Below are 24464 nucleotides of genomic sequence, written 5' to 3' on the forward strand. Positions count from 1 at the left end.
CTTAACGCACCATGCCAATAACGCGATTGAGAGCGGCAATAAACACCTCCACTTCTTCGAGGGTATTATACGCCGCAAACGATGCTCGGCACGTAGCATCCACGCCAAAGTGTTGAAGCAGCGGCTGCGCACAGTGATTACCGGTACGTATGGCGACGCCTAACTGATCGATCAACAGACCAATATCCTGGGAGTGTGCACCGTCAACGACAAACGATAGCACCCCGGCCTTGTGCGGCGCGGTTCCCACAATCCGCAATCCATCAATGCGCTTTACGCCTTGAGTGGCATGTTCAAGCAACACCCCTTCCCACTCTCCAATCGCCGCGACGCCAACACCTTCGACCCACTCAAGTGCGCGGCCCAAGGCAATGACTTCAGCAATGGCGGGGGTGCCTGCCTCAAACTTATGCGGAATATCTGCAAAGGTAGTGCCAACGTCAAAGGAGACCGTCTTGATCATCTCACCACCGCCTTGCCAGGGCGGCATGGATTCAAGCAGTGCCTGCTTACCGTAAAGTACGCCGACGCCTGTTGGCCCGTAAACCTTGTGGCCAGAGAAGGCGTAAAAATCGGCATCAATCGCTTGTACATCCACTTCCTGATGAGGTGCCGCCTGCGCGCCGTCAATTAGAATGACCGCACCATGCTGGTGGGCAAGTGCCGCCATCTCTTTTACCGGATTAATGGTTCCCAGTGCGTTAGACACATGATTCACGGCGACCAATTTAGTGCGCTCGCTTAACAGCGCACGGTAAGCCGCCATATCCAGTGCCCCCGCTTCATCCACCGGAATCACTTTAATGGTAAAACCACGCTCAGCCGCCAACAGCTGCCACGGTACAATATTGGAGTGATGCTCAAGCAGTGAGATCAATACTTCATCACCTGCTGCCAGGTGGGTACGACCCCATGATTGAGCCACCAGATTAATGGCTTCCGACGTGCCACGCGTGAAGATAATCTGGCGCGCCTCTTCAGCATTGAGAAACGCTTTAACACGCTGGCGTGTGTTTTCATACGCCACCGTCGCCTCATCGGCCAGCGTATGCAGGCCACGGTGAATATTCGCGTTATAGCGCGAGTAGTAATCGCTAAACACGTCTATTACCTGCTGAGGCGTCTGGCTGGTGGCAGCGTTATCCAAATAGACCAGCGGCTTACCATGCACTTCCCGACGAAGGATCGGGAAGTCATTGCGTAGTGCCAGAACGTCAAAAGGTGCCTGGCCATTCGCTGTCGCTTTCTCAAGTACCGTAGACGACATTCATCACTCCTTAGTAGGCCGTAGAACTTAGTCGTTGAGCGCGACGGCCGTTTCTACCAGGCCAGCCAGGTTAAAGCGTTCCGGCAATTTACCGGCAACCGCAAGCTCTACGCGCTCAGCGACTTCATCCAGCGTCACTTTATCCAGCACTTCACCGGCAAAGGCCAGGGTCAACAGCCCCCGCGCCGTCGCCTCATCGATACCACGCGTACGCAGCGCGTAAATAGCCTCTTCATCCAGCTGACCGGTCGTGGTGCCGTGAGAGCACTTCACATCGTCGGCATAAATTTCAAGTTCAGGCTTGGCATCAATCTGGGCGCGGTCAGACAGCAGCAGGTTCTGGTTGCTCTGAAAGCCTTCGATCTTCTGGCTATCGCGCTTAACGTACACCTTGCCGTTAAACACGCCATGCGCACGGTCATCCAGGATGCCTTTGTAGTTCTCATTGGAGAACGTCAAGGGCGCGTTATGATTGACCTTGGTGTGGTTGTCCACATGTTGACGACCCTGACCGAAGAACAGGCCAAAGAAGTTGGTTTCGGCCCCCTGACCATTAAGGTCACTGATCAGGTCGTTACGCACCAGCGCACCACCCAGATTCAGGTTATACGAGGTGTAACGGCTATCGCGCCCCTGCTCAACATGCATGCTGGCAATATGCATGTCGTTAAGCGGTGCTTCCTGAAGCTTGTAGTGGTTCAGGATAGCGCCGCGGTCCAACATAAATTCGCCCACAATGTTGGTGAAGTTAGCTGCGTCCTGATCGCCACAATAGTGCTCAATCAACGTGGCTTCACTGCGACCACCCGCCTCAACCAGAATACGTGGATGGCTCATCACCGGCGCACTGCTCGCCTTGGAGAGAAACTGCAGCACGATAGGCTTATCGACCACCGTACCCGGCGCGATACGCACCACAGCGCCCTCTTCCATAAACGCGGTATTCAAGGCTGCGAAGGGAGAGAAATCCACGCCTGTTAAGCGGCCAAGTGGGCCACCCACCGCTTCGTGATTTTCAGCAAGCGCTTTTGACAGTGGCATAACATGAACGCTCTGGGGCAGTGCGTCGATATCCGACAGCGCCGGGGCGTAAACACCATCAACAAACGTTAACCGATAAGCCGCGACAGGTAGCGTTAATGCTGCTGCCTGAGCGGGTGAGTAGTCGCCATTATCGGCCAGTGTAAAGTTACCCTGAGCGATGGTGCGAACATCGGTATATTTCCACTCTTCATCACGGCGAGTGGGAAAGCCCAGCGCTTCAAAGCGAGCAGCGCCCGCTTGGCGACGCGCGGCAATCCACGACGGCTCCGTTTCGCGCTGCTGGCTACGCGCTTTTAGCGTGTCCAGAAAGGTTTGCGTATCGCTCATGCCACAGACTCCTCAATACCTTCGTATCCGTTAGCCTCTAGCTCTTTGGCAAGCTCGGCATCACCGGTTTTAACAATACGGCCGTCAACCAGGACGTGGACTTTATCAGGAACGATATAGTCAAGCAGGCGCTGATAGTGGGTTACCAACAGAATCGCGCGCTCTTCGGCACGCAGGCTGTTAACACCGTCGGCGACCACTTTCATGGCGTCGATATCAAGCCCGGAGTCGATCTCATCCAGCATGGCGAGTTTAGGCTGGAGAACCAGCATTTGGAGAATTTCGTTGCGCTTTTTCTCGCCGCCAGAGAAGCCTTCGTTAACCGCGCGCTGCAGGAAGCTGGCATCCATTTTCATAGAGCCAAGCTTCTCTTTTACCAGCTTCATAAACTCAGGCGCTGGCATATCTTCTTCACCGCGCGCCTTGCGCTGGGCGTTCAGCGCTGACTTCAACAGGTAAATATTCTTTACCCCCGGAATCTCAACCGGGTACTGGAAACCCAACAGCAGGCCTGCCTGGGCGCGCTCTTCAATTTCCATCTCAAGTACGTCTTTACCTTCAAAGGTGATGCTGCCCTGGGTGACTTCATAGCCATCTTTACCTGCAATCACCGCTGACAGGGTTGATTTACCCGCGCCGTTAGGCCCCATGATGGCGTGTACTTCACCGGCGTTGATGGTCAGGGTAAGCCCTTTAAGGATCTGCTTGTCTTCAACGGTGACGTGTAAATCAGTTACTTGCAACATAGTCATAAACCTTCTAATTCTGGCGAGTCGCTGGCGCGACGCGTATCAAAGTAATGTGTACGGCAATCCGGCTAAACGATTAGCCTACCGCGCCTTCCAATGTCACGTTCAAGAGCGCTTCAGCCTCTACCGCGAACTCCATCGGTAGCTCCTGGAAAACATCTTTACAGAAACCGTTAACAATCATACTGACCGCATCTTCCTCGGAAATACCCCGGCTCCGGCAGTAGAACAGCTGATCTTCACCAATTTTTGAGGTGGTGGCTTCATGCTCAATCGTTGCCGTGCTGTTACCGATTTCCTGATACGGGAAGGTGTGAGCGCCACACTTGTCGCCAATCAGCAGCGAATCACACTGCGTGAAGTTACGCGCGCCTTTGGCACGCGGGCCAATTTTCACCAGGCCGCGATAGGACTGGTCGCTCTTACCTGCCGAAATACCTTTGGCCACGATATAGGAACGCGTGCCTTCACCAATGTGAATCATCTTGGTACCGGTATCGGCCTGCTGGCGCCCGTTAGTAACGGCAACGGAGTAGAACTCACCAATGCTGTCTTTACCGCGCAGCACGCAGGAAGGATATTTCCAGGTAATGGCCGAGCCGGTTTCAACTTGGGTCCAGCTAATGCGTGAACGCGCGCCGCGGCAGTCGCCACGTTTGGTCACGAAGTTATAGATGCCGCCCTTGCCGTTCTCATCACCGGGGTACCAGTTCTGGACGGTAGAGTATTTGATGTAGGCATCATCCAATGCGACAAGCTCAACAACGGCCGCGTGCAGCTGGTTCTCATCGCGCATCGGCGCGGTGCAACCTTCCAGGTAAGAAACCTGAGCACGGTTTTCGCAAATGATCAGCGTACGCTCAAACTGGCCGGTATTGGCCGCATTGATACGGAAGTACGTCGATAGTTCCATCGGGCAGGTAACGCCTTCAGGAACAAATACGAACGAGCCGTCGGTAAACACGGCTGAGTTAAGCGCGGCAAAGTAGTTATCGGCCACCGGCACGACGGTACCCAAATACTGCTTGATCAGCTCGGGATAATCGCGGATTGCCTCAGAAATGGAGCAGAAGATAACACCGGCTTCTGCCAGTTCCTTTTTAAAGGTCGTCGTTACGGATACTGAATCGAATACCGCATCAACTGCAACGCCGGCAAGCGCCGCCCGCTCGTGTAGTGGAATACCCAGTTTTTCGTAGGTTTCCAGCAGCTTGGGATCTACTTCGTCGAGGCTTTGCGGGCCATCTTCGGGGCGCTTGGGCGCACTGAAGTAGGAAATCGCCTGGTAGTCGATAGGCGGATAATCAAGATGCGCCCAGGAAGGCTCTTTCATGGCCAACCACTGGCGGTAAGCGTCAAGACGCCACTCAAGCATCCACTCCGGCTCACCCTTCTTCTTGGAGATAAACGCGATGGTATTTTCGTCTAGACCGGGTGGAAGCGTGTCGCTTTCAATATCGGTTACAAAGCCATCTTTGTATTCGCGACGAACCAACTGTTCCATTTCTTCGGTTGCCATGGTGTTACCCTCCGGGCAGTTGGTGGCGAGCACCGCTCGCCGTCAATTATAAATAAATGCGTATCAACGCTTATCGGGATTTGCGTATGTTCAGAACCCTGTATATCCAGAGCTACGCAGATACCGCCGATAGGTTGATACTTTGAATTGGTAATTGTACGGGTAGCTTGAGAGGCGATGATGCCGCCAAATGGGCTAACGTTACGCTTTCAAGCAGGGTACGAATCGCGAGCGATACACGCTGCCAATTGTCGGCCACACCACACGTTGCGACCAACTCGCACTCTCCCTGGGCATGGCTGCACTCGGTCATCGCGACAGGGCCTTCAATCGCCGCAATAATATCCGCTGCGGTAATTTGTGACGCGGGTCTGGCAAGCCGATAACCGCCTTGCGCCCCTCGCTGTGACGCTAAAAGCCCCGCTCGGACCAACATCTTAAGCGTTTTGCTTACCGTTGGGTGCGGTAGCTGTACGTCTTCCGCCAAGTCAGCTGCCGTATGCGATGCCTCTGGGTGACGCGCAATTTGTGCCATCACAACAGCGGCGTAATCTGTCAGCCGAGAAAGCTTGAGCATAGCGACTCCCGTTAGCCAGCAAATCATCAGGCTGGCTTGCGTGTTAATTGGGTACCATTTTAGTCCTGTATAAAATCGATGTGAAGCCCTATTGCCCAATTCTTGGCAAATTGCGTCAAGTTCTGGCACGTTCGCCGCCGTTACCATCAAAAACAACAATCATTATCATTTAAGAATTTTATTGGCTATCCCACAAAAAAGCCTATCCACCAGGGATAGGCTTGTTATGGCTCAGCACCTGATTAACTGAGCATCAGGCTTTTTTAACGAATTCAGATTTAAGCTTCATGGGGCCAATGCCATCAACTTTACAGTCGATATCATGATCACCTTCAACAATACGAATACTCTTAACCTTCGTGCCGACCTTAACAACCAACGAGCTGCCTTTGACCTTTAAATCTTTAATGACGGTCACACTATCGCCGTCAAAAAGGGGGTTGCCGTTCGCATCGCGTACGCTGGGAATATCGTCAGGGGCATCGGCATCCGCCGTTTTCGACCACTCATTACCACATTCCGGGCAGACGTACTGCAAGCCGTCATCGTAAGTGAACGTTGAGGCGCAGGCAGGACAATTAGGTAATTCGTTCATCAATGGCTCCATCACAAAAACCAGCAAAGCGATGGAGCCTACACCGGTTAGGCAAAATGCTCCAGTCCAAGGGGGCATTAGCCCCGCTGGTAGGTGCCTACAAGCCGGTCAATTCCCAATACGTGCGGCTCTACCTTCTCAAATAGCGCCGCGACACTTAGACCTTTTGGCAGATCCATTGGCTGATCCAAAGCAAGCACTAAAAAGTAGTAAAGGTGCTTACCATGCCCTTCTGGGGGCATAGGACCGCCGTAGCCCTGCTTGTCGAAGTCGTTATTGCCACAAGTTGCCCAGCTGGGTGTTTTCATCCAGCCCGGCAATATCGCCGGGCAGGTTATAAAGGGTCCAGTGAACAAACCCGTAGCGGCCATCTTTTACCAGCGGCGCATCGGGGTCGTGGCAAATAACCGCAAACCCTTTTGTACCTTCAGGTACGTTATGCCACTCAAGAGGAGGCGATATATCATCGCCTTCCCCGGTATAGCGGGCAGGAATCGCCTGATGCTGCTCAAAAGCGGTGCTGGTGACTTCCATTGATGACAGAGCAAATGCCATAAGTTTCTCCCTGGTTAGCCAATCACTATGTCTACAGAGTGGTAGTAAATATCCAAGGCATCAACGTTAATTCAGATAACCCGCGTTGCGTTGCCACCACTGCTGCGCAATTACCACATTTTCTGCGTTGCTCTCGGGGCTTAGCACGGAGGGTAGCTGCACATAATTCCCACCGGTTTTAGACGTTAGCAGCGGATCTTGTGTTGCCAGTTGAAGCGCGTAAAGCACCAGCATTTGTTCGTACTCATCCTGGGTATTCAAGCGCGCATACAAAAGTGGCACTGCGGGTAAGCCAATATCACCTAACCGCTCGGCGGCAATATAAAAGGTGCGGCGGTTATCCTGGTCGCCGTAATAGGAAACGAAGCGGCGATCAGAAAGCCGGCTCACATAGTAAGCGGCCTCTTCTTCAGAGCTCATGTACAGCGGCGGCACCCAGTCAGTCGCCGATACACTGCTGGTACTTGCAACGGGTGCTGCCTGAACAGGCTCATCATTCGTTTGAGGTGCTGTCGATGTCGCCCTGTGTTGCTTGCCCGCACACCCTGCCAATAGCACACTTCCAAGTAGCAGGACACATAACATGTTTTGCTTTATTTTCATGTTTCCTATGGGCTCCCCATGCAAATTACCACCATCATTTTTAAGACCAGCGACCCTGCTGCTTTAAGCGTCGTTTTACCCAGCCATCATAGAGCTTCCTTAATCCTGGTTTAATCACCGGCAGGCCGATCAACCACGCAACCGGGCGTAAAAAGACAACCCGAGCCATTAACAGACGATAGGCATCAATGCCTTCTACTATATCCCCATCAGCCTGCTCAACATGCAGCGACTTTAACGCAGCGTCAGGTTCTATACCCTTCTCTTGCAGTGTATGCCGGTGCTCACTGACATCACACCAACGAATATCGCTTGCCCCCTCGCCGGCCCAACGCTCATAACGCTGCCTGTCTTTGCGGCAGCGGGGACAAACCGCATCGTAATAGACCTTAATTGTGTTGTCAGTGGGCATATAATACTCGGAGCGGACATTGAGGGGGTAAGTGTGGCACGTCGGTGGCACGACGCAATGCTAGTGATCCATCAGAGTAAGCGCGGCGTCTTTATGCATCGCAACATGATCGGTTTTGTCGCTTTTGATTTCATACTGCGGCTCCTCCTCACTGGCATAACGGTGATGACCTTTGTAGGTCGTATCCTGCGTATGTACGCGAGTGATATGCCCGCTTACATAGCCAGCCTCTGAGTTCCATTTTACGTGATCGCCCACCTTGAAGCGCTTAGCCATTCTTCACTCCTATTGTTTTCCACCTCTATCGTTCTCCCCCCTATCATTCCCCATCCCTATCAGAATTTGGTTCACTGAACCTTAAGTGTAGATGTACTCACTCATAGCGCTAAGTATTCACCTGTGACGACACATAAGAGCCAGGTTGCTACCCTAGCATCCGGTAGACGCGCCGCTTTAAAGAATGGCTGCTTGCCTTTGCGTGTCCTTACTTCATTAGACAAGAGGCTGCCATGGCGGAATGCAAAAAACTGCTGATCATTGCACATGCACCTTCCGAGAACACACAAAAGATGCTGGAGGCGGTGGTGCACGGCGCGTCCCACCCTGACGTGGAAAAGGTGGTGGTAACATCGCTCACCCCGCTTGAAACACAACCGGACGATATTCTTTCAGCCGATGCGATTATTCTCGGCACCACTGAAAACCTGGGCTATATGGCAGGGTTAGTGAAGGACGTATTTGATCGATGCTACTACGCCTGCCTTGATAAAACCGAAGGTTTACCGTTCGCGTTTTATATTCGGGCAGGCCACGATGGCACCGGCACTCAGCGTGGCATTGAGAGCATTACCACCGGGCTGCGCTGGCGACTCATACAAGAGCCACTTATTTGCCGGGGCGACTTTCAGGCAGGTTTTATCGAGCAATGCGAGGAGCTGGGGCTATCCGTGGCTGCCAGCCTGGAGGCTGGGATTATTTAAGGCGAAAAAAAACGACACCTTGATAGGTGCCGTTTATCAGTGCATAAGGCTGGTTACTTCAAGCGCTCAAATACCGTCGCAACCCCTTGCCCCATACCAATACACATGGTGGCCAGGCCCAACGTGGTGTCGCGCTGTTGCATAACGTTGAGCAGCGTGGTGCTGATGCGTGAGCCGGAACAACCTAGTGGGTGGCCCAAGGCAATCGCGCCACCGTTTAAGTTAACCTTTTCGTCCATGGCATCCAAAAAGCCCAGGTCTTTCAATACCGGCAGACTTTGCGCTGCAAAGGCTTCGTTAAGCTCGACAGTCTGGATATCATCCGACGAAAGGCCTGCGGCTTTCAGCGCCTTTTTAGAAGCTGGCACCGGGCCATAGCCCATAATCGATGCATCGCACCCAGCCACACCGGTAGAAAGCACTTTAGCAATAGGCTCAAGCCCCAACGCCTGGGCGCGCTCATAGCTCATGATCGCCATGGCGGAAGCGCCCACGGAAAGCGCGGACGACGTGCCTGCCGAGACGGTACCGCTACGCGGATCAAACACCGGCTTAAGCTGGGCCATGGACTCAAAGCTTGCATCAGAGCGGATCACTTCATCGCTCTTGAACAGCACTTTAAAGCCGCGCTGGTCATGGCCTTCAACACCGACAATCTCGTTATCGAAGTAGCCTTTCTCCATTGCTGCCTGAGCACGCTGGTGCGAACGCACGCCAAACCGGTCCTGATCTTCCCGCGTAATACCGTGCATCTTACCTAGTAGCTCGGCGGTCAGCCCCATCATCATGGAGGCTTTAGCGGCGTATTTACTAATCGCAGGGTTTACATCAACCCCATGCGCCATGGGCACATGTTCCATGTGCTCTACACCACCAATGATGTAGAAATCGCCCATGCCCGCTTTGATATTCGCCGCCGCAATATGCAGCGCAGTCATGGAGGAGCCACACAGACGGTTAACGGTTTGAGCCGGTACCGAGCGTGGAATGCCGGTCATGATCGCCGCGTTGCGGGCAATGTTCATGGCTTGTTCAAGGGTCTGGTTCACGCAGCCCCAAATTACATCATCTACTTCTGAAGGGTCTAGATTGGGATTACGGGTAAACAACGCCTGCATGACAGCAGCGGACAGGTTTTCCGCACGAACGTTACGAAATGCGCCATGCTTGGCTTTTGCCATAGCGGTACGTACACCGTCGACCACCACGATATCTCTGGGATTCAAACTCATCTTATTTCTCCTGTTCGCGGTGACTTAGGCCTGACCGGGGGCGGGATAAAACTGGTCATTGTTCTTCGCCATTTGGCGCAGCTTTTCAGTCGGCGCGTACAGCGGGCCGAGCTCTGCCGCTAACGCTTCCGCCAGTTTGACGAACTCCGCCACGCCCATGGCGTCGATATAGCGCAGCGCGCCACCGCGGAAAGGCGGGAAACCAATACCGTAAATCAGCGCCATATCCGCTTCGGCAGGCGTATCAACAATATTGTCTTCCAGACAACGAACCGTCTCCATGCAGAGCGGCACCATCATGCGGGCAATAATATCCTCGTCGGAGAACTCTTTTTTGTCGCTAACCACTTCCTCGATTAACGCGTAGGCCTGCTCATCCGTTACTTTTTTGGGCTTGCCTTTTTTATCCTCTTCATAGGCATAAAAACCCTTGGCGTTTTTCTGGCCCAGGCGCTCGTTTTCGTACATCACCTGGATTGCCGTTTTGCCTTCACGCGCCATGCGGTCCGGGAAGCCTTCCGCCATGACGTCATTAGCGTGAACCGCCGTATCCATACCGACCACATCCAGCAGGTAAGCAGGCCCCATCGGCCAGCCAAACTTCTCCATGACCTTATCAACACGCTGGAAGTCGGCACCCTGCTCGACCAGGAAGCTGAAGCCGCCGAAATAGGGGAACAGCACACGGTTTACTAAAAAGCCGGGGCAGTCATTCACCACAATGGGCGTTTTCCCCATGGCACGAGCATAAGCCACCGTCGCCGCAACGGCTGCGTCAGAGGTTTTTTCACCGCGAATAACTTCAACCAGCGGCATGCGATGCACAGGGTTAAAAAAGTGCATGCCACAGAAATTTTCAGGGCGCTTCAGATTCTGAGCCAAGCGGTTAATCGAAATGGTCGATGTGTTGGAGGTCAGGATCGTATTCTCTCCTACCATCTCTTCGACTTCGCTGAGCACCGCACCTTTTACCTTGGGATTTTCAACAACCGCTTCAACCACCAAATCAACATTGCCGAAGTCGCCGTAGGAGAGCGTGGGGCGAATATTGGTCAGCTTTTCCGCCATTTGCTCACTGGTGAGTTTTTTACGCTCAACCTGCTTGGCGAATAGTTTACGGGACTCTTTCAGGCCCAGTTCAATGGCTTCATCCTTGATGTCTTTCATCAAGATAGGCGTGCCTTTAGAGGCGCTTTGGTAAGCAATACCACCGCCCATTATACCGGCACCCAACACGGCCGTTTGCTTAACAGGCTGCGCCTGCTTTTCATACTTGCTGGCTTTCTTTTTGACGACCTGGTCGTTCATAAACAGACCGACCAGGTTAAACGCCACGCTGCTTAACGCAAGCTTGGCAAAGGCTTTCGCCTCAATGGCCTGGGCGCGACTGCGCTCTTCACCCGCACCTTTTTGAATAACCTTGATAGCTTCAATAGGCGCTGGATAGTGAGGGCCCGCTTTGCCGGCGACATACCCTTTGGCCGTTTCAAACGCCATCATTTGTTCGATAGCATTGAGCTTTAAGGGGCCTTTTTTCTCTGCGCGACGCGCCTGGTAATCAAGCTCGCCAGCGCTAGCGCGGTCGAGTATGTCTAGCGCCGCCTCCTCTAGCTGCTCGGGCGTGACCACGGCATCGACAGCGCCGACTTTTAGCGCCGCATCGGCGCGGTTTTCAGTGCCACCGGCAATCCATTCAATCGCATTGTCAGCGCCAATCAAGCGTGGCAAGCGTACACAACCACCCCAGCCCGGCAAAATGCCCAGTTTGGTTTCGGGAAGTCCAATTTTAGCTTTTTCGCTCATCACGCGAAAATCAGTGGTGAGCAGCACTTCGCACCCGCCACCCAAGGCAAGGCCATTAATAGCGGCAACGGTTGGAAAAGGGAGATCTTCAATCGCATTAAATATCTCGTGCACCTTGAGATTCATCTCCTCAAGGTACGCTTCACCTTTAGTGAACAGGCTGTGAAACTCGGTGATATCCGCCCCGACAATGAATGCGTCTTTGCCGCTGCCAATCATCAGGCCCTGCAAGTCATCTGCCGCCTGAAGAGCGCTAACGGCCTCTCCCAGTTCGGTAACAACAGCGCTGGAAAGCTTATTAACGGACTCATCTTTTAAATCAAAAATAAGCCGCGCGATGTGATGGCCACTCAGGGTGTCACGACGCTCCACCGTGATGGCATTGCCTTGATAGATCATCCGTGCTCTCTCCACAGGTTTGAACTGGCGCTCCTGTCAGCAGACTCTTGCAGCAAGTTTTAGCGACAAGTCCCTGGCTGGTTCGCCAGCATTTCATACGGTCGTTTGATAGCGTTAGCTTGGTTGAGTTATCCAACAACGTCAAGCCCTGACTTTTGGCTAATCCCTGCCAGGAAGTACACTTTCTCATCACCTAAATATTCCGTTATTAAGGACACATTAAGACGATTACCTACTGGGCATCGACTTTTTTCAGAAACCCATGGATCATGTTTTTTTCACTATGGGTCATATATTCATGGGCGCCCTGTTAACACCGACGCGCATAAAAGCCATTCAGCACTTTACCGAGCGCTTAGTGGAGCGCATTAAACCCTGGAGCTGGCTATGGCCGCCCATGGCATTTTCAGCGGGAGTAGGCAGTTTTTTTCTGGTCGACCGTCAGCAGTGGCTAGGTGCGGCGCTAGCGCTGGGGCTGCTATTTACCTGGACGTTGCTGCTTTCTGAAAGTTTAATTGGCCGCTGGCTGGCCAAGCGCGGCCACCCTACCCTGCACCGTGGCGCCACTACGTTTATTGCCCAAATGATTCACCAGGAGACGCTGTTTTTTACCCTTCCGTTCATTTTAATTACGACGGTATGGAACAGCGGACAAACGCTATTTGCTCTCCTGGTCATTGGCATGGCGCTGTTATCAATTATCGACCCGCTTTATTACAAGGTAGCTGGCCGCTGGCGCAGTCTCTATTTTATTTTCCATGCGCTGTGCGTTTTTTTGGTGATGCTGGTAACGCTACCGATCATGCTCCATCTCACGACCGGACAAAGCCTTTTATTAGCAATGTCCTTGATGGTACTGGTAGCGCTTCCCAGCTTTTGGCATTTACTCAAGCAGCGCTCGTTAAAACGCTGGTGCCTATTTCTAGGGCTAACGCTTGCACTTGCGTATGCTGCCTGGATAGGCCGTATTTGGGTGCCGCCCGCAAGCCTTTGGTTGACCAGCAGTGCGCTCTCCCCTTCGCTTGATATTCAGCAGCGAGAACCGCAGGGTTCCATTGCGCTGACGCCGGATGCTATTCGTGAAAACGGCCTTTATGTGTATACCGCGATCCGTGCCCCACGAGGATTAAGCGAAACTATTTACCACGCCTGGCGTCATAACGGTGAACCGTTAGATACCGTCCGGCTGGACATTAGTGGTGGGCGTGAACAGGGTTATCGGGCATGGAGTCATAAGCTTAACTTTCCTGCTGACCCATCAGGTGACTGGCGAATAGATATCATGACGGATAGTGGTCAACGCGTGGGGCTGATTCGTTTTACGGTATCGGAAGACTTACAAAAGGCCTCTAAAGCCGATAGCGCTATTCGCGCCAGCGGTTTAAGCAGACTTGATTTGCGTCGTTTTGTGCCAGGAAGCAGTGAACGTTCTGACACGCCGACAAGCGACTAAGTCCGCCTATGGCTTGCAATCCAAGCCATAGCTAATGACAATCTATCCTCCCACTTTTTGGTAGCGAGTTGCCCATGGCTTCATCGATTGGTTTTCGTCTTGCACGCCTGCCGCATTTGTGGCGCTCAATTTTGGATCGTAGGCTCGCTCCTTTGGGGCTTACCCAAACGCGCTGGGTCACGCTTTATCATATCTGGCGCTTGGGTGAGGGACATCCCCAGTGCGACCTGGCGCGAGTGATTGGTGTTGAGGCCCCTTCACTTGTTCGTACACTGGGCCAACTTGAGGAGCAGGGTCTGGTTGAGCGACGCGCTTGTGATAGTGACCGGCGCAGCAAGCGTATTTACCTTACGCCAGCAGCAATGCCGCTTTTAGAAAAAATTGATGCGGTGGCTACCCAAGTCCGTGAAGAGTTCTTTGTCGGGCTTGGTGAGCGTGAGCTTGAACAGCTCAATGAATGGCTGTCAATAATTGAATCAAACGGGCTAGCCATTCAAGCGCGCGAGCAAGACCCCCCTACTGCTTAGATGCTCACCTAGCGGTGATGCGCACCGTCTCGATTATCCAACGGCTTGCCTAGCGGCTGGTCCGACAAACCGCTTAGCGCGCCCTTTAATTGCTTTACGTCTGCAAGATAAGTGGAGAAACGCTCGGCGGTTTGCGACTCCCACCACCAAAGCGTTAGCGCATAAGGCGTCGATTCAATCACTAGTGCATCCTGAGGCAACCGCTCCAAGAGTGCTTTTAACGGCGCACTGGCACTTTCAGGTAAATCGCGCAACGGTGCAATACGCCAACGCCAGCCAGCATAATAGGGCTCTAGTGCGGCACTGGCATTGCTGTCCCGTAGCAGCACAAAGTCCGGGCCTGGCGCATCCTGAGGATAGTGCCAACGATAAGCGGGCATGGTGCCCCTAAAATGGTGCAGCGGGGGTTTTTCCATTTTAACACTGACCCCTTGTTGCTTAGCACCGTTACGCAACGCCATTTGCCTTACCTGACGCGGGCTTGGCTTGAGCCACATGACCGGCGCCATCACAAATAACAATACAAAAATGATAATTAACCATACCATCACTGCTTCCACCCTATTTCAGTCGTACGCTGTTAACACGTTTAAAAAACCATGACGCAGATCGTTGTTAAGATTGTCCATGCAGCTTAAAGTAAAGGTTATCTAACAAAGTTTGCTTCTTTGTTAATTATCGCCAAGGAGATAAGCCATGAGCTATCACCATATTCTGGTTGCCGTTGACCTAACAAAAGATTCTCACAAGGTACTAGAGCGCGCGATCGTTATCGCTGAGCGCAACAATGGTGCCAAAATCTCCATTATGCATACCCTTGAGCCTTTGGGTTTCGCCTATGGAGGTGATATCCCGATGGACCTTACCAGCATTCAAGACCAATTGGATGATCATGCCAAGCAGCGCCTGGCTGAAATTGCGACCCCTCATATCGACAAGGCCGACCAGCACGTAGTGGTGGGCATGCCCGACACGGAAATTCATCGCTTCGCGGATGAACATAACGTTGATTTGATTGTGGTTGGCTCCCACGGAAGACACGGTTTTGCCCTGCTACTGGGTTCAACGTCAACAGGCGTGCTGCACGGCGCGCAGTGTGATGTGCTCGCCGTACGGGTTGGCAAAAAGGGCGAGAGCAGCGACGAATAAATATACGCGCTTATTCTCGGCGCCTGACTTGCATATCGAACGCTTCTGTTCAAAAAGCTACTATCCCCAAAGGCACCGACCAGGCGCCTTTGGGAACATACACTTGAGTTTTCGCTATTCGCCGTTGGCCATGGCTTCAAGCTCCATCCAGCGTTCCATGGCGGCTTCAAGCGCCTGCTGAGCATGCTCTAGCTCTTGTAGTTTTGCTGTTACCGCGCTGGCCTCCTGCTGATAAAACGCGGGATCGCCTACCACTTGCTCCAGCGCTTCGACATTGGCTTCAAGCCGCTCGATGTCGGCAGGCAATGCATCCAGCTCGCGCTGAAACTTATAGGAGAGCTTGACGGTTTTTTTAGCGGGCTCTTCAGGTGCCTTCTCGGGTGCTTTTTCTACCGCCGCGCTGGTGGGCTCGGTTTGTTGACGCGCCGCGCCTTCCCAAGGGGCAGGCGGTAGCTTACCGCCCTGACGTATCCAGTCGGTGTAACCGCCCACGTATTCACGGACAACGCCTTCGCCTTCAAAGGCCAGCATGCTGGTCACCACGTTGTCCATAAAGGTTCGGTCGTGGGAAACCAGTAACAGCGTACCGTCAAAGTCCAGCAACAGCTCTTCAAGCAGCTCCAGGGTTTCCATATCCAGGTCGTTGGTCGGCTCATCAAGCACCAACACATTGGCAGGCTGGGTAAACAGCTTGGCCAAGAGCAGACGATTAGACTCCCCGCCCGACAGTGCTTTTACAGGCTGACGCACGCGGTCAGGCGTAAACAGGAAATCCTGCAGGTAGCTCATGACATGGCGATCCTTGCCACCGACGCTGACTCGGTCACTGCCTTGAGCCACGTTGTCATAAACTGTTTTTTCCAGTTCAAGTCCTGCGCGCAGCTGGTCAAAATAGGCCACTTTAAGGTTCGTGCCTAGCTGTACACTGCCTTCGGTCGGTGCTAGCTCACCCAACAGAATTTTAAGTAGTGTTGTTTTGCCCGCGCCATTGCGCCCGAGAAAACCGATACGGTCGCCGCGCACGACTTCCAGATTCACATTCCGCAGAATAACGTCGTTACCAAAGCGCTGAGTCACCCCTTTAAGCTCAACTACCCGCTTACCGGTACGCTCACCACTATCAACGGTCAGGTTAGCAGTGCCTTGGCGCTCACGGCGCTGACTGCGCTCGTCGCGCATAGCTTCAAGAGCACGTACCCGCCCCTCATTACGGGTACGGCGCGCTTTAACCCCTTGGCGTATCCAAGTCTCTTCCTGCGCCAGCTTTTTGTCGAACTCGGCATTTTCCCGCGCTTCAACTTCAAGCTCGTGCTGCTTGCGAGCCTGAAACTCTTCGTATTTGCCCGGGTAGCGGCCCAGCTTGCCACGATCAAGCTCAAGAATATTAGTCGCCAGCCTGGAAAGAAACGCCCGGTCGTGGGTAATCAACAGCACCGCACCATTAAAAGCCAGAAGCTGCTCTTCAAGCCATGCAATGGTGTCCAGGTCCAAATGGTTGGTCGGTTCATCAAGCAGAAGTAAATCAGGCTCAGACACCAGCGCTCGCGCTAACGCGACCCGGCGACGCCAGCCGCCTGAAAGAGAACTCATCTCAGTTTCAGGAGGAAGTCCCAGCCGCGTTAGCACAACATCAATACGCTGATGGAACGACCAGCCATCAATCGCTTCGATGCGGGTTTGCAACGTCGCCATGCGATTCATGTCCGGGTCGGGATCGTTGATCAAGTGCTGATATTCAGACAGCAGCTCGCCCGCTTCAGGCAGACCCTGTGCGACCATGTCGAAAATAGTCATGCCCGATGACTCAGGTAACTCCTGAGCCAACACTCCAATTTTCAAGCCAGGCGCTCGCCAAACCGAGCCGTCATCAGCCTGAATATCACCCGCCACTAATTTTAAAAGCGTAGATTTACCGGTGCCGTTGCGCCCGACCAGCGCCAGCCGCTCGCCTTTTTCGACCGTAAGGTCAGCGCGGTTCAACAGTACTTGGGTGCCGTAGGCAAGTTGCAGCTGTTCGAGTCGTAACAAGGTCACGCAGTATCCTCCATCGTCGTGAGGCGCACAGTGTAACGCATCGACAGCAGTAGAGGGGAAGCCTCGCGCATTAGTCGATACGTGTGCTTAGCGTTACAATACTGGTTTGCTATTTTCGACGAAGGAGTAACGCTTGGCTTCATCGGCAGTCGATAACGTTTTACCTGAAGTGCTTCAATTTCGCCCTACGTCTCCGTTGGTCGATATTGGCGCTAATTTGACGCACGAAAGCTTTGATCGTGATCTTGATGACGTCATCGCGCGGGCTCATGCTGCTCATGTTAATACAATGATTGTCACGGGCACGGACCTGGCGCACGCCGAGCAGGCAATAGCCCTGTCCGGACAATATCCCGGCCTTTTCGCAACGGCGGGCATTCATCCACATGATGCCAGTTGCTGGAATGCAGAACTGGCAAACAAGATGAAAGCCTTGCACGCACATCCGAAGGTGGTCGCCGTTGGCGAATGCGGGCTGGATTTCAATCGCAATTTTTCGACGCCTGCCGAGCAAGAGCATGCGTTTGAAGCGCAGTTGGCACTAGCTGTTGAAAGCGGCCTGCCGCTTTTTCTACATGAGCGCGATGCAGGCGTGCGAATGCGCGAAATACTGGCCGCTTGGCGCGATGATATCAGCGACGCGGTTGTGCACTGCTTTACCGCTGACCGCGATACGCTGCACGGCTATCTGGACCTGGATATACATATTGGCCTGACCGGCTGGATTTGCGATGAGCGTCGCGGCCATCACTTGCGTCCGCTGGTTAACGATATTCCGCTGGAGCGCTTGATGGTGGAGACCGACTGCCCTTACCTGCTGCCCCGCAATCTACCCGCTAAACTCAAAGGGCGCCGCCATGAGCCAGCGCTTCTGCCGTGGATCGTAAAAGAAATTGCCCAGTGGCGCGGCATCAGCGAAGCTGAACTAGGTAGCGCCACGACGCAAACTGCACAGCGCTTTTTCCGCCTGCCTACAGAATCTTGAAAGGAGTACGAGCGTGGCCGATTACCCAGGATTTATTGCCATTGAAACGGGCGAAGAAGATGGCCTCCCCCTTGCCATAGCCTGGTCATTGCCCGATGGACGCGTTAAGGAAACCTTGATCCAACCAGACGATAGCTGGATCAAGGAAGATACCAATGCCATGGGCGCTTACAGCATCGAGGAACTTGAGAGCCTAGGCGTTAGCCCCCTTGAGGTGATTCGCGAGCTGGAAAACGATTACTTCTCCGCCACTCTTTATACCAGCGACAATGGTGAGGACGAGGCGGCGCTGGCGCGTCTATTTGATACGTATGGGTTGGACCCTTTTGTAGAGCTGGCGCCGGCATCGGTGCTCTACCCGTCTATCACGCCGGGTGAATGGCACCGCCAGCGACGTGAGACATTCAGCGAGCTGGGCCTGGAACCCATGCGCCCCGAACATGAGCTTGAGGTCATGCTGTCCTTGCACCAGCGCTTAACCGAAACGGATTAAGCATTAGCAGCCACAGGCGCTTGACCCAAGACTGCCTGGCCTTGGGTAATCGCAGCGGCTAGTGGCTCTTTGCGCTGATAAAACGACGTCAACGCCACATAAAGGGCGTTGGCGCGCGCGGGCAGGCCTTCTTGTAAATAGCGCTGCTTTCGGGCGTTTACCTTCTCCGCAAATGCGTCACGATCGACGTCAACATCGCCCCCCAAGTTATCCACGCTGACATGAAAGATGCGCCCACACGCGTCGGCAAACAGTGACTCCAACGCCTGAGGGGCAATTTCGGCTTGCTCAAAAGCGATCTGCTCCTGGGCATTACGCCCATCGGGCAAATACCAGTAGCCATAATCTTCCAACTGACGGCGCTTGGCACCGGCAATACACCAGTGGCTAATTTCATGCAGGGCGCTGGCATAAAACCCACGGGCAAAGATAATCTGATGATAAGGCGCTTCCTTGCTTGCCGGTCGATAAAGCGGCTCATCTTCACCTCGCACTAATCGGGTTTGATAGCGCGGCATAAAAATGCCGTCAAAGAGTGCCGTAATATCCTCAAGTAACCACTTGTCGTCTGCGTGAACCACAATATCCTCGTTATTTAAGGCCTTTTTGCCTAGTATAACGGCCCTCGTTAGGTAGGCTGAAGTCTAAACGGCAAAAACCAGCGACTCCTGCTAATCTAGCGGCGTTTTATAGATTACTTTACTAACGGAGAGCCTTTCCTTGGCCCGCTTTGCTGACGATATCAAAACCACCTACTGGCCAGAAACCCGTGCCTTAATTTTATTGGCGCTGCCTATTTGTGGCGCGCAGCTTGCCCAGGCAGGCATGGGGGTAGTCGATGTCATGATGACGGGACGCTTTAACGCTACGTCGCTGGCAGCGGTCTCAGTAGGTACCAGTTTATGGGCGCCCTTGATGCTCTTTATGACGGGCACGCTCATGGGGCTTACCCCTATTGTCGCTTATCACCTCGGCGGACAGCGAAGCAATGCCATTCGCCCTGCGGTTCATCAAGGATTATGGGTGGCCTTGGTGCTAGGCATTATCGCCGCGATTCTGCTTAGAACCAGCGTCATGCCCATTTTCGAATTAATGGATGTACCGGCTCAAGTCGCTCAAGAATCAGCTGCTTATCTTTCAGCGGTGGCGTTCGGCATGCCCGGTATTGCCCTCTTTCAAGCATTACGCGCGTTTTCGGATGGCATGAACCATACGCGGCCATCGTTGTGGATCAGTGTCATCGGTTTGCTCGTGAATATTCCGGCCAACTACCTGCTGATCTACGGCGGCGACGGGCTGGTCAGTTTGTTGGGTAGCGGCGTTCCCGATATTCTGCAACAAATTCCGGCCATGGGTGCCTTTGGCTGTGGGATCGCGACGGCTATCTCCATGTGGACCATGATGTTAATCATGCTGCTGTATACTCGCCGAGGGCGTGCTTACCAAAACGTGTCGCTATGGCACCGTTTTACGCCTCCACAGCTGGCAGGTATTAAAGAGCTGATTTTTGTAGGCATGCCGATTGGCGTGGCCATTTTTGTTGAGGTGACCCTGTTCACCTTGATCGCCCTGTTTGTTGCTAGCCTAGGCGAGATAACCGTAGGTGCTCACCAAATCGCGCTCAGCTTTACTTCTATTCTGTTTATGCTGCCGCTTTCATTGAGCATGGCATTAACGGTACGCGTGGGTAATACCCTCGGCCAACATCGCCTGACACTGGCTCGCCAGGTCGCATGGAATGGTGTGGTGGTGAGCATACTGATTGCGGCGTTTAACAGCCTCTTTTTGTGGCTAACTGCCAAGCCGGTGATTGCCTTGTATACCTCGAACCCTGAGATACAGGCGCTGACCCTTACCCTCATTGCCCTTGCGGTCATCTTCCAGCTCTCTGATTCGCTTCAGGTGAACCTGGCAGGCGCGCTACGAGGGTATAAGGACACCCGCATCGTCATGGTCATTACAGTGCTTTCCTACTGGCTTGTAGGCCTTGGAGGCGGTTACTGGTTAGGTGTGCATGGTGCAAGCGGTTTAACCGAGCCTTTAGGTGTTCATGGGTACTGGATAGGCTTGATTGCAGGGCTTAGCACCGCCGCACTGTTGTTGGCCTGGCGTTTAAAATGGATTAGCCGACAGGGGTAAGAAGTGACAAACCAGTGGCTTCTTTTCGTTATGTTCACGGCAATGTCGATTTTGGCAGGTTGCAGCGATCATGAGGCAGAGCAGCCATGGGTCGCCTATCATCATCAGTTGACCGAAGACCTGTCCTCGCCTCCGCTCGAGCGCACAGAAGTATCCAACATAGGGGCATTTCCAGAACGCCAAGAAAGGCTGATTGAGGTAGCTGAAACCCGCGATGGCATACTCAATATTTACGCGTTGCGCGAGTGTCACATCACATCGCTGATTGCAGCCCGCAACAATCAGCTTGGCCGGGTTGCACCGCCCAGCCAGCACTGGCTTTACGAGCGTGAGTTATGGCAACGCTTGGCGGCATGCCAGGAAAGCGATGTCCCTGACCGGTTAAGCGAGCGCGATAAAGAGCGCCTTGAGCAGCTTACTGCTCTGAAAACAGCCCAACTACCCGCTGTTAGCTGGAATGCTATTTTCGATTCTGATGAGTGGGTAAAAAGCTTCTCTCGGGCAAGCCAACCGCTAGCGATGAGTGATTTTCCAGCGATTGCGCAGCAGCTTGCCGCTGTCGATTATTTGCAGCAGATGGTAGATAGCCAGTTTAGCCAAGCATGGCAGCAAGACTCCTCTCAGCTTGAAAACCACCTCAAGCACCTTCAAGAACGCCCCTTAACTGCCGAGATACTGCGCACATTGCTACTTGCCGAACAACGTTTACAAGACGCCAGCGAGCACTTAACCCAGCATGATCCACACCATGAAGCGTGTTTAACAGCGTGGGACACTGAAGCCCTGAACCTCCTTGAAGCTAACGCGCAACAGTGGCTACTCGCTATCAACAGGCTGATAAACAGCCAAAGCGTTGCCTTGCCAGAAGCGGTACGTGTTTACCAAACGCAATGGCTCTCGCTTGATAACGCACAAGCGCCTTGGCAGCAGTATCAGCAGGCCAAAACGCACCACTTATCGCTTAGAGAAATGCACTCAGTCTGTTTAAGCGATTAAATATTCGCCTCCCTCTTAACCTTATGGGCAACCTGTGCTATTGGTGAAGGATGCGGTAAGCATTTCTTGCTTACCAATGTCGTGGCCACGCAGCATTAGGAGGGACATCATGGGCGTATCCCAGTCACCCCGCTCTGCCCAGGTCATCGACCTGGATACCGTGCGCCTGCGTCAGCAGGCGCAAAAAAGTTTGGTTCGTTTAGCGCCCGAGTTAGACGGGTTGGAAATGGTATACCAGCTCGCTGCGAGCCCCGATTCCTATTTTGGCATGCCCATTCTGGCCTGGGGCTTAAGAGCCGATGGCCATGTTGTTGGGTTGGTGCCCTGGATGGAAACACTAACCGCCTGCCAAGAGGTGGATAGCCAGGAAAACGGCTATTTTGTTGGCTATCGCGACCCAGAAACAGAAGAGATCTTTGACTCACCGCCCGATCACAAATATTACGAGCTAACGGCTGCCGCTGACTATTTTGAGTATGAAGCGTCGGGAGACGTTACGCTCATCCAGCAAATTCCCGATACCCTGGGCACTCACGCGTTGTGCATGAATCACCCCAATGCACCGCGGCATATGAAACCCGTTTACGGATGGCGCTTGTACAGCGATGGCTCTATTGATGCCTTACTTGCTGATGAAGAAAAGGCCACAATGACACCCATTCTGTTGGGTGATAAGTGCCTCTACAGTGCACGCTCCTGCCACCCGAGCGTTTATTACTTTCAGCGCCATATCGCTAACCGTATTCTTGAGGAAGATCCCGCTACCCTTGAGACATTAGCCATGATGGTCGTGCCAGGCGATTAACGTACGAGGCGGCACACCTGTTTAATTATGCGCACCGTGCGAGGCTATTCACCATTGGTCGATTTTTGCCGCGCACGGCTGCACATCTTTACGCTAAGCGTATAAAGTAAACGTAGCTTTCTGCTGATTCACTGCGGTCGACAAGCTCATGACCCAAAAATTGACAAAATTTAGGTACATCACGCGTGGTAGCAGGGTCTGTTGCCACAACTTTAAGCACTTGACCTGAACTCATATCACGCACCTTGTTGTGCATCAGCATGATAGGTTCAGGACAATAAAGCCCTGTGGTGTCCAGAACGGTGTCGTAGTGGGGTGAGGCATCAGTCGTGTCAGCCATTCATATCCTCGGTTTAGGAACTAGATAGCATGATTAAAGTTATCATCGAACGGCGTATTATGCCTGGCCTTGAAGATGAGTATGAACAGGCCGCACGCGAAGTCATGCGTGTTTCGCTCGGTGTCAGAGGCTTTGTCAGCGGTGAAACGCTGGCACAACAAGGCCATACGGATCGACGCTTGATGATTACCAAATGGCGCGATTTACGCGCCTGGAAAGAGTGGCACGCCAGCGATGCGCGTGCCACTGCGATGCAACGTATTTTACCGCTATTAACAGAAGACGAGACGATCCGCATCTATGAAGCGGGCTATTAACACCTTAGTGGGTTAGCCTTACGTGCACAGTCACTTCTTCCCGGTCGTGATAAAGGTGCCTACAGTTTATGTGGGCACCAACACCCGCGTTTTTAAGCGCTTCTTCCAATGTTTCCAAACAGCGCGTTACTTCATCCCAACGTTTCTTCATGGGTAGTTTGAGGTTAAAAATAGCCTCTCTACACCATTTACGCGTTAGCCAACGCTCGACCATCGCCAGCACCCGTACGGGCTTATCCACGATGTCACATACCAGCCAATCCAAACGCTGAGGCGGCTCCCAGGTAAAGCCATCTTCTTTAAGGTGATCAATTTGCCCAGTGGCTATTAGCTGCTTATCCATTGGCCCATTATCAATGGCATAAACGTACATGCCCCGCTGCACCAACTGCCATGTCCATCCACCGGGCGCGGCTCCTAGATCTGCTGCCTGCATATGCGCACTCAAGCGCTCCTCCCACTCTTCGCGTGGGATAAACTCATGCCATGCTTCTTCCAGTTTAAGTGTAGAGCGGCTTGGTGCACGCGAAGGGAAGCGCAACCGACGAATACCGTTAAGCAGCTCGCTACGATTCCCGGGGAAACTTATGCCTAGCTGGGCGCGATCACCATCGGTCCAAAAAATATGTAACCGACGCCCACCTGCCTTGCCGCGTAGCGCACCGCGTTTTTTCAACATGCTTTGCAACGGCTTGGTAAGGGCTTTGATCAGGCCAACCAGCGCCTTGCCATCATTAGTATCGGGCGTTTCATGCCAGATTTCTTCAAAACTCCAGCCGCTGGCTTTAACCTGCCCTAAAATAGCGGTTAATCGATCATCTCGTGACAAGGTGAGTGCTGGTAAGGCCGCCAGGCTTTGACGAGCGAAAATAAGTCTTTTAAAAGCCGCCCGCCGGTGCAAGTCATTAACGGGTTCATCGTCTGTTCGCGTTAGGCTGACCCACCCTTCCCCATAAGCAGGTTCACAGGGTACCCCTTGGTGCTTTGCATGGTGCTGCATTTCTGACAGCGCATCATGTTCAAAACCAGGGCGGCAGTAAACTAACCACGATGTCGGTACCGTTTCACTCACCACTTCACCTCAAATTGCGTCCATCACCCAAAGTGACAGCCGGTTGATATAGTCATTGGGGACGCATCATACCATTAACACGTGCGCTTTAT

At 53.1% G+C, this 24464-nt stretch carries 26 protein-coding genes and 1 pseudogene; 10 read left to right on the plus strand and 17 right to left on the minus strand.

Annotated elements, in window-relative coordinates; translation table 11 throughout:
• Position 1 precedes the first annotated feature (1 nt).
• The 10 genes and pseudogenes from FKN99_RS13230 to FKN99_RS13275 all read right to left on the minus strand — a co-directional run bounded on the left by FKN99_RS13230 (position 2) and on the right by FKN99_RS13275 (position 7924).
• A complete protein-coding gene (locus tag FKN99_RS13230) occupies positions 2–1267 on the minus strand; it encodes a cysteine desulfurase (RefSeq protein ID WP_172118321.1) in 1266 nt (421 codons plus the stop codon).
• Positions 1268–1294: 27 nt separating this feature from the next.
• Positions 1295–2638 carry a Fe-S cluster assembly protein SufD gene (sufD, locus tag FKN99_RS13235; RefSeq protein WP_172118322.1) on the minus strand — a complete coding sequence of 448 codons (1344 nt, stop codon included), beginning with the start codon at positions 2636–2638 and terminating at the stop codon, positions 1295–1297.
• Positions 2635–3384 (minus strand): Fe-S cluster assembly ATPase SufC, encoded by a 750-nt coding sequence (gene sufC, locus FKN99_RS13240; RefSeq protein ID WP_172118323.1) that lies wholly within the window; start codon positions 3382–3384, stop codon positions 2635–2637. Before sufC ends, sufD begins: the two co-directional genes overlap by 4 nt.
• Positions 3385–3463: 79 nt before the next feature.
• The gene (sufB, locus tag FKN99_RS13245) at positions 3464–4906 is read right to left on the minus strand and encodes a Fe-S cluster assembly protein SufB (RefSeq protein ID WP_172118324.1); all 1443 of its coding nucleotides are present in this window, start codon (positions 4904–4906) and stop codon (positions 3464–3466) included.
• Positions 4907–5018: 112 nt separating this feature from the next.
• Positions 5019–5483, minus strand: coding sequence for an SUF system Fe-S cluster assembly regulator (locus FKN99_RS13250; protein ID WP_172118325.1), 465 nt, complete (start codon positions 5481–5483; stop codon positions 5019–5021).
• Positions 5484–5736: 253 nt separating this feature from the next.
• Entirely contained in the window at positions 5737–6078 is a 342-nt protein-coding gene (locus FKN99_RS13255; protein WP_172118326.1) for a zinc ribbon domain-containing protein YjdM, read from the minus strand.
• A 77-nt stretch (positions 6079–6155) separates the two neighbouring features.
• Positions 6156–6633: pseudogene (locus tag FKN99_RS13260) on the minus strand (YbhB/YbcL family Raf kinase inhibitor-like protein).
• Positions 6634–6699: 66 nt separating this feature from the next.
• Positions 6700–7236, minus strand: coding sequence for a hypothetical protein (locus tag FKN99_RS13265; protein WP_172118327.1), 537 nt, complete (start codon positions 7234–7236; stop codon positions 6700–6702).
• A gap of 40 nt (positions 7237–7276) precedes the next feature.
• Positions 7277–7648: a thiol-disulfide oxidoreductase DCC family protein gene (locus FKN99_RS13270; RefSeq protein WP_172118328.1), complete on the minus strand. Its 372-nt coding sequence runs from the start codon at positions 7646–7648 to the stop codon at positions 7277–7279.
• A 60-nt stretch (positions 7649–7708) separates the two neighbouring features.
• Complete coding sequence (locus tag FKN99_RS13275) at positions 7709–7924, minus strand: hypervirulence associated TUDOR domain-containing protein (protein ID WP_172118329.1); 216 nt, start codon at positions 7922–7924, stop codon at positions 7709–7711.
• 233 nt (positions 7925–8157) lie between these two features.
• Between FKN99_RS13275 and FKN99_RS13280 the strand changes: the two genes are divergently transcribed.
• The gene (locus FKN99_RS13280) at positions 8158–8628 is read left to right on the plus strand and encodes a flavodoxin family protein (RefSeq protein WP_172118330.1); all 471 of its coding nucleotides are present in this window, start codon (positions 8158–8160) and stop codon (positions 8626–8628) included.
• A 53-nt stretch (positions 8629–8681) separates the two neighbouring features.
• On the opposite strand, the gene fadA is transcribed toward FKN99_RS13280, so the two are convergent.
• Positions 8682–9860, minus strand: coding sequence for an acetyl-CoA C-acyltransferase FadA (fadA, locus tag FKN99_RS13285; RefSeq protein WP_172118331.1), 1179 nt, complete (start codon positions 9858–9860; stop codon positions 8682–8684).
• 24 nt (positions 9861–9884) lie between these two features.
• Positions 9885–12062, minus strand: coding sequence for a fatty acid oxidation complex subunit alpha FadB (gene fadB / locus FKN99_RS13290; RefSeq protein ID WP_172118332.1), 2178 nt, complete (start codon positions 12060–12062; stop codon positions 9885–9887).
• A gap of 298 nt (positions 12063–12360) precedes the next feature.
• Here fadB and FKN99_RS13295 point away from each other — a divergent pair, with 298 nt between their 5' ends.
• A complete protein-coding gene (locus tag FKN99_RS13295; RefSeq protein WP_172118355.1) occupies positions 12361–13515 on the plus strand; it encodes a DUF5924 family protein in 1155 nt (384 codons plus the stop codon).
• A 74-nt stretch (positions 13516–13589) separates the two neighbouring features.
• A complete protein-coding gene (gene slyA, locus FKN99_RS13300) occupies positions 13590–14042 on the plus strand; it encodes a transcriptional regulator SlyA (RefSeq protein ID WP_172118333.1) in 453 nt (150 codons plus the stop codon).
• A gap of 8 nt (positions 14043–14050) precedes the next feature.
• Here slyA and FKN99_RS13305 read toward each other — a convergent pair whose 3' ends face one another.
• Positions 14051–14590, minus strand: coding sequence for a preprotein translocase subunit YajC (locus FKN99_RS13305; protein WP_172118334.1), 540 nt, complete (start codon positions 14588–14590; stop codon positions 14051–14053).
• A gap of 148 nt (positions 14591–14738) precedes the next feature.
• Between FKN99_RS13305 and FKN99_RS13310 the strand changes: the two genes are divergently transcribed.
• Positions 14739–15191, plus strand: a complete 453-nt coding sequence (locus FKN99_RS13310; protein WP_172118335.1) for a universal stress protein — start codon at positions 14739–14741, stop codon at positions 15189–15191.
• Positions 15192–15305: 114 nt separating this feature from the next.
• On the opposite strand, the gene FKN99_RS13315 is transcribed toward FKN99_RS13310, so the two are convergent.
• On the minus strand, positions 15306–17225 hold the full coding sequence (locus tag FKN99_RS13315) for an ATP-binding cassette domain-containing protein (RefSeq protein WP_172118336.1): 1920 nt from the start codon (positions 17223–17225) through the stop codon (positions 15306–15308).
• Positions 17226–17358: 133 nt separating this feature from the next.
• On the opposite strand from FKN99_RS13315, the gene FKN99_RS13320 reads away from it, so the two are divergent.
• Positions 17359–18210, plus strand: coding sequence for a TatD family hydrolase (locus tag FKN99_RS13320; protein ID WP_172118337.1), 852 nt, complete (start codon positions 17359–17361; stop codon positions 18208–18210).
• Between the two features lie 13 nt (positions 18211–18223).
• The gene (locus FKN99_RS13325) at positions 18224–18703 is read left to right on the plus strand and encodes a hypothetical protein (RefSeq protein WP_172118338.1); all 480 of its coding nucleotides are present in this window, start codon (positions 18224–18226) and stop codon (positions 18701–18703) included.
• Here FKN99_RS13325 and FKN99_RS13330 read toward each other — a convergent pair.
• Complete coding sequence (locus FKN99_RS13330) at positions 18700–19284, minus strand: elongation factor P hydroxylase (RefSeq protein WP_172118339.1); 585 nt, start codon at positions 19282–19284, stop codon at positions 18700–18702. The genes FKN99_RS13325 and FKN99_RS13330 overlap by 4 nt on opposite strands.
• 139 nt (positions 19285–19423) lie before the next feature.
• Between FKN99_RS13330 and FKN99_RS13335 the strand changes: the two genes are divergently transcribed.
• From FKN99_RS13335 to FKN99_RS13345, 3 genes are all read left to right on the plus strand, one after another.
• A complete protein-coding gene (locus FKN99_RS13335; protein WP_172118340.1) occupies positions 19424–20842 on the plus strand; it encodes an MATE family efflux transporter in 1419 nt (472 codons plus the stop codon).
• A 3-nt stretch (positions 20843–20845) separates the two neighbouring features.
• Positions 20846–21838, plus strand: a complete 993-nt coding sequence (locus FKN99_RS13340; protein WP_319941290.1) for a DUF3080 family protein — start codon at positions 20846–20848, stop codon at positions 21836–21838.
• A gap of 109 nt (positions 21839–21947) precedes the next feature.
• Positions 21948–22643 (plus strand): hypothetical protein, encoded by a 696-nt coding sequence (locus tag FKN99_RS13345; protein ID WP_172118341.1) that lies wholly within the window; start codon positions 21948–21950, stop codon positions 22641–22643.
• 88 nt (positions 22644–22731) lie between these two features.
• Here FKN99_RS13345 and tusA read toward each other — a convergent pair whose 3' ends face one another.
• Complete coding sequence (gene tusA / locus FKN99_RS13350; RefSeq protein WP_087111670.1) at positions 22732–22983, minus strand: sulfurtransferase TusA; 252 nt, start codon at positions 22981–22983, stop codon at positions 22732–22734.
• A 29-nt stretch (positions 22984–23012) separates the two neighbouring features.
• On the opposite strand from tusA, the gene FKN99_RS13355 reads away from it, so the two are divergent.
• Positions 23013–23300 carry an antibiotic biosynthesis monooxygenase family protein gene (locus FKN99_RS13355; RefSeq protein WP_087111672.1) on the plus strand — a complete coding sequence of 96 codons (288 nt, stop codon included), beginning with the start codon at positions 23013–23015 and terminating at the stop codon, positions 23298–23300.
• A 4-nt stretch (positions 23301–23304) separates the two neighbouring features.
• On the opposite strand, the gene rlmM is transcribed toward FKN99_RS13355, so the two are convergent.
• Positions 23305–24375: a 23S rRNA (cytidine(2498)-2'-O)-methyltransferase RlmM gene (rlmM, locus tag FKN99_RS13360; RefSeq protein ID WP_172118342.1), complete on the minus strand. Its 1071-nt coding sequence runs from the start codon at positions 24373–24375 to the stop codon at positions 23305–23307.
• Between the last annotated feature and the right edge of the window lie 89 nt (positions 24376–24464).

Source organism: Halomonas hibernica (assembly GCF_013183775.1).
In the GTDB taxonomy this organism is placed as follows: Bacteria; Pseudomonadota; Gammaproteobacteria; order Pseudomonadales; family Halomonadaceae; genus Vreelandella; species Vreelandella citrativorans.

Coding starts and splice junctions, on each gene's coding strand:
- FKN99_RS13230 (WP_172118321.1), bottom strand. CDS start 1,267: ATGTCGTCTACGGTACTTGAGAAAGCGACAGCGAATGGCCAGGCACCT.
- sufD (WP_172118322.1), bottom strand. CDS start 2,638: ATGAGCGATACGCAAACCTTTCTGGACACGCTAAAAGCGCGTAGCCAG.
- sufC (WP_172118323.1), bottom strand. CDS start 3,384: ATGTTGCAAGTAACTGATTTACACGTCACCGTTGAAGACAAGCAGATC.
- sufB (WP_172118324.1), bottom strand. CDS start 4,906: ATGGCAACCGAAGAAATGGAACAGTTGGTTCGTCGCGAATACAAAGAT.
- FKN99_RS13250 (WP_172118325.1), bottom strand. CDS start 5,483: ATGCTCAAGCTTTCTCGGCTGACAGATTACGCCGCTGTTGTGATGGCA.
- FKN99_RS13255 (WP_172118326.1), bottom strand. CDS start 6,078: ATGAACGAATTACCTAATTGTCCTGCCTGCGCCTCAACGTTCACTTAC.
- FKN99_RS13265 (WP_172118327.1), bottom strand. CDS start 7,236: ATGAAAATAAAGCAAAACATGTTATGTGTCCTGCTACTTGGAAGTGTG.
- FKN99_RS13270 (WP_172118328.1), bottom strand. CDS start 7,648: ATGCCCACTGACAACACAATTAAGGTCTATTACGATGCGGTTTGTCCC.
- FKN99_RS13275 (WP_172118329.1), bottom strand. CDS start 7,924: ATGGCTAAGCGCTTCAAGGTGGGCGATCACGTAAAATGGAACTCAGAG.
- FKN99_RS13280 (WP_172118330.1), top strand. CDS start 8,158: ATGGCGGAATGCAAAAAACTGCTGATCATTGCACATGCACCTTCCGAG.
- fadA (WP_172118331.1), bottom strand. CDS start 9,860: ATGAGTTTGAATCCCAGAGATATCGTGGTGGTCGACGGTGTACGTACC.
- fadB (WP_172118332.1), bottom strand. CDS start 12,062: ATGATCTATCAAGGCAATGCCATCACGGTGGAGCGTCGTGACACCCTG.
- FKN99_RS13295 (WP_172118355.1), top strand. CDS start 12,361: ATGGGCGCCCTGTTAACACCGACGCGCATAAAAGCCATTCAGCACTTT.
- slyA (WP_172118333.1), top strand. CDS start 13,590: ATGGCTTCATCGATTGGTTTTCGTCTTGCACGCCTGCCGCATTTGTGG.
- FKN99_RS13305 (WP_172118334.1), bottom strand. CDS start 14,590: ATGGTATGGTTAATTATCATTTTTGTATTGTTATTTGTGATGGCGCCG.
- FKN99_RS13310 (WP_172118335.1), top strand. CDS start 14,739: ATGAGCTATCACCATATTCTGGTTGCCGTTGACCTAACAAAAGATTCT.
- FKN99_RS13345 (WP_172118341.1), top strand. CDS start 21,948: ATGGGCGTATCCCAGTCACCCCGCTCTGCCCAGGTCATCGACCTGGAT.
- tusA (WP_087111670.1), bottom strand. CDS start 22,983: ATGGCTGACACGACTGATGCCTCACCCCACTACGACACCGTTCTGGAC.
- FKN99_RS13355 (WP_087111672.1), top strand. CDS start 23,013: ATGATTAAAGTTATCATCGAACGGCGTATTATGCCTGGCCTTGAAGAT.